At 71.7% G+C, this 3309-nt stretch carries 3 protein-coding genes; 1 reads left to right on the top strand and 2 read right to left on the bottom strand.

Annotated elements, in window-relative coordinates; all coding sequences use genetic code 11:
• Nucleotides 1-758, bottom strand: a 758-nt coding sequence (locus VGD85_RS20175; RefSeq protein ID WP_331065221.1) for an ABC transporter permease, incomplete at its 3' end; no start/stop codon positions are given.
• Between the two features lie 80 nt (nucleotides 759-838).
• Nucleotides 839-1840, bottom strand: a complete 1002-nt coding sequence (locus tag VGD85_RS20170) for an iron ABC transporter substrate-binding protein (protein WP_331065220.1) — start codon at nucleotides 1838-1840, stop codon at nucleotides 839-841.
• A 128-nt stretch (nucleotides 1841-1968) separates the two neighbouring features.
• Here VGD85_RS20170 and ctlX point away from each other — a divergent pair, with 128 nt between their 5' ends.
• Entirely contained in the window at nucleotides 1969-3009 is a 1041-nt protein-coding gene (gene ctlX / locus VGD85_RS20165) for a citrulline utilization hydrolase CtlX (RefSeq protein WP_331065219.1), read from the top strand.
• The last annotated feature ends 300 nt before the right edge of the window (nucleotides 3010-3309 follow it).

Raw genomic sequence — 3309 nt, 5'->3', positions numbered from 1 at the left:
AGGCGGTGCGGCTGGGCCGCGCGGGCGGTGCCGGACCCGATCCGCGCGCGTCGGCGGCCGCCGCGCAGCGCGAGCTCGAGGCCGAGCAGCACCAGGCAGAACACCACGAGGACGAGCGCGAGCAGGCTCGCGGCGGGGCCGTTGAAGGAGGTGCCGTACTGCTGCAGGATCGCGGTGGTCAGCGTCGGGTAGTTGAGCAGCTGCAGCGCGCCGTACTCCGCGAGGAGGTGCAGGCCCACCAGGAGCGAGCCGCCGAGGACGGCGGGGCTGATTGCGGGAAGCACGACCCGCCGGAAGGTCGCGAGCGGTCGCTGCCCGAGGGCGGCGCTCACCTCCTCGAGACCGGGATCGAGGCGGCGCAGGGCCGCGACGGTGGGCAGGTAGACGAACGGGAAGTACGAGAGGCTGACGACGAGCACCGCGCCGCCGTAGCTCTGGACGGCGTGCGTCATCGACACCCAGCCGTAGCCGTTGACGAACGCCGGCACCGCGAGCGGGGCGCACATCAGGCCGTGCCACCAGCCGCGGCCGGGCACGTCGGTGCGTTCGACCAGCCAGGCGCCGCCCACGCCCAGCACCGCGCTGAGCGCCACCCCACCGGCCAGCAGCCGGGTGGTGTTCCACAACAGCTCGCCGATCCGGGGGCGGACCAGGAACTCGCGGGCCTCGCCGAGCCCGACGTCGGTGACCGACCAGAGGACGTAGCCGAGCGGGATCAGGCTGGCGGCGGTGACGACCGCGGCCAGCACGAGCAGCACGGCCGGCGCCGGCTCGGGTCGCTGCGTCCGGGCGCGGGCCGCCGGCTCCGGCCCACGCAGCGGGAGCTGCGCCAGCTCGCTCAGAGGAACCCGACCTCGGTCATGAGGTCGATGACCGTCTCCCCGTCGAGGTCGGAGACGTTGACCTGGGGCGGCTCGAGCTCGGCGAACGGCTGGACCGGCGGGTCGAGCCGCACCTCGGGGTTCAGCGGGTACTCCAGCGCGTAGCTGTCGGCGAGCTCCTGCTGGCCGGCGGTGCTGGTGAGGTAGGAGATGAACGCCTCCGCGTCCTGCTGCCGGTCGCTCGAGGCGAGGACGCCGGCGCCCGACACGCTCACGAAGGCACCGGGGTCCTGGTCGCCGAAGAAGTGCAGGGCGCTGTGGTCGGACACCTCGCCCGCCTCGGCCTGGTCGCGGTACCAGTAGTAGTGGTAGATGACCCCGACCTCGGACTGGCCGGAGTTCACGGCCTCGAGCACGACGTTGTTGCCGTCGTACACGGTCCCGTTGGCCTTGATGCCCTCGAGCCAGTCGCGCGTGGCCTGCTCGCCCTCGAGCTCGAGGACGGCCGCGACGATCGCCTGGAAGTCCGCCCCGGTCGGGGAGAAGGAGATCCGGCCGGCCCACTCCGGGTCGGCGAGGTCGAGGATCGAGTCCGGAAGCTCGTCCTCGGTCACCAGGTCGGTGTTGTAGGCGAGCACCGTCGAGCGGGCCACGAAGCCGGTCCACAGCCCGGTGCGGGGCCGGTACATGTCCGGGATCGGCGCGACGGCCTCCTGCGGGAGCTCGGCGAACAGCCCGGCGCGCTCGACCTGAGCCATGGCGGGGGAGTTCTCGGTCAAGAACACGTCGGCGGGCGACGCGTCGCCCTCGGCGACCAGCTGGGCGGCCATCTCCAGGTCCTTGCCGTTGCGCAGCTCGACCTCGATCCCGGTCTCCTCGGTGAACGACGCCGCGAGGTCGGTGATCAGCTCCTCGTGCTGGGCGTTGTAGACGACGAGCGCGTCGTCGCCACCGCTGCAGCCGGAGGCGAACAGGGTCGCCGCGAGGGTGAGAGCGAGGAGGGCCGGTGTGCGCTTCATGGGTCCTTCACAGGGTTAGGTTTGCCTAACCATAGTCGACCATGGGCGGGATCCGCCAAAGCGGCCGGTCTCGGGCCGGTGCCGGTCGGCACCGGGGGAGCGACGGCGATGATCTACATTCGGCGATCGTGAGTGCCCAAGCCCCGTCCGCCGTCATCCTGGTCCGCGCCGAGCGGTTCGTCCCCAACCCGGCCACCGCGGCCGACAACGCGTTCCAGCGCGACATCCCCGTCGGCCAGTCCGAGGACGCAACCTCGAGCAAGGCGCTGGCCGAGATGGATGCGCTGGCGCAGGCGCTGCGCGACGCCGGCGTACGCGTGCACGTCTTCCGCGACGAGGACCACACCCGCCCCGACAGCGTGTTCCCGAACAACTGGCTGTCGACCCACGCGGGCGGCTATGTCGCGGTGTATCCGATGTACGCCTCGAACCGTCGCCACGAGCGGCGCGCGGACGTGCTGGAGATGCTGAAGTCGGAGTACCGCACCCAGACGATCGTGGACTACTCCGGCCTCGAGCCGGACGGCATCTTCCTCGAGGGCACGGGTGCGATGGTGCTCGACCACGTCTCGCGGGTCGCGTACACCGCGGTGAGCCACCGCGCCGACACGCACGTGCTCGAGCGGTTCTGCAGCGACTTCAACTACGAGCCGATGGCCTTCGAGGCGGTCGACTCCGACGGCGTGCCCGTCTATCACACCAACGTCCTCGCCTGCGTCGGCACCGACGTCGCGCTGATCGCGCTGGAGATGATCCCGGACAAGCAGCGCCGCGAGCAGGTCCGCGAGCGCCTGACCGTCAACGGCCGCACGGTCGTCGAGCTGACCGAGCAGCAGATCCGCGACTTCGCCGGCAACGCCGTCGAGCTGTGCGGGCGCACGCCGGAGGGCAGGCGCCGCTACATCATGGCGATGTCCGGCCGTGCCCGCCGCAGCCTCCGTCCCGACCAGGTCGCGGCGATCGAGGAGTCCTGCGAGATCGTCGCCGTCGACATCCCCACCATCGAGCTGGCCGGCGGCTCGGTGCGCTGCATGATCGCCGGCATCCACCTCGACCGCCGACCCCAGGCTGCCGAGGTCGAGCTCACCGAGGCGGTCGAGGCGATCAACGAGGAGCACCCCACCACCGCCGACGGCCAGGAGGTCGCCGAGGCGGACGTGGAGGGCTGAGGCGGCCACCGCGGCGGCTCACCCCGGCTGGCGGCCGTCGGGGGTTGCGGTCGCGGTTCCCGAGGAGACGTGGTCACCGTCGGCGCTCGGCCTGCGGTGGTCTGGGGTGGTCGTGCTGTGGTCACCGTCGAGAACACGAGAGTTGGATGGCTGCTCGTTCTGCGCAGGCCTGGCGCACGGTGGTTGAGGAAGGCGCGCTGGCGCCTGTCTCGAAACCACCGCCTCCGGTCACGCTGAACCGCCGTGGGCATGGGTGTGGCCCCGCCGACGGTGCCGGCGGGGTCGGGTGCTCAGGTATGT

The organism is Nocardioides sp. (genome assembly GCF_036401255.1).
Classification (GTDB): domain Bacteria; phylum Actinomycetota; class Actinomycetes; order Propionibacteriales; family Nocardioidaceae; genus Nocardioides.
Note: the sequence above shows the minus strand (reverse complement) of the source record. Positions and strands in the feature narration are given on the sequence as shown.

What these genes read in the sequence shown, in the direction of transcription:
- VGD85_RS20170 (WP_331065220.1), bottom strand. Translation starts at nt 1,840, where the DNA reads ATGAAGCGCACACCGGCCCTCCTCGCTCTCACCCTCGCGGCGACCCTG.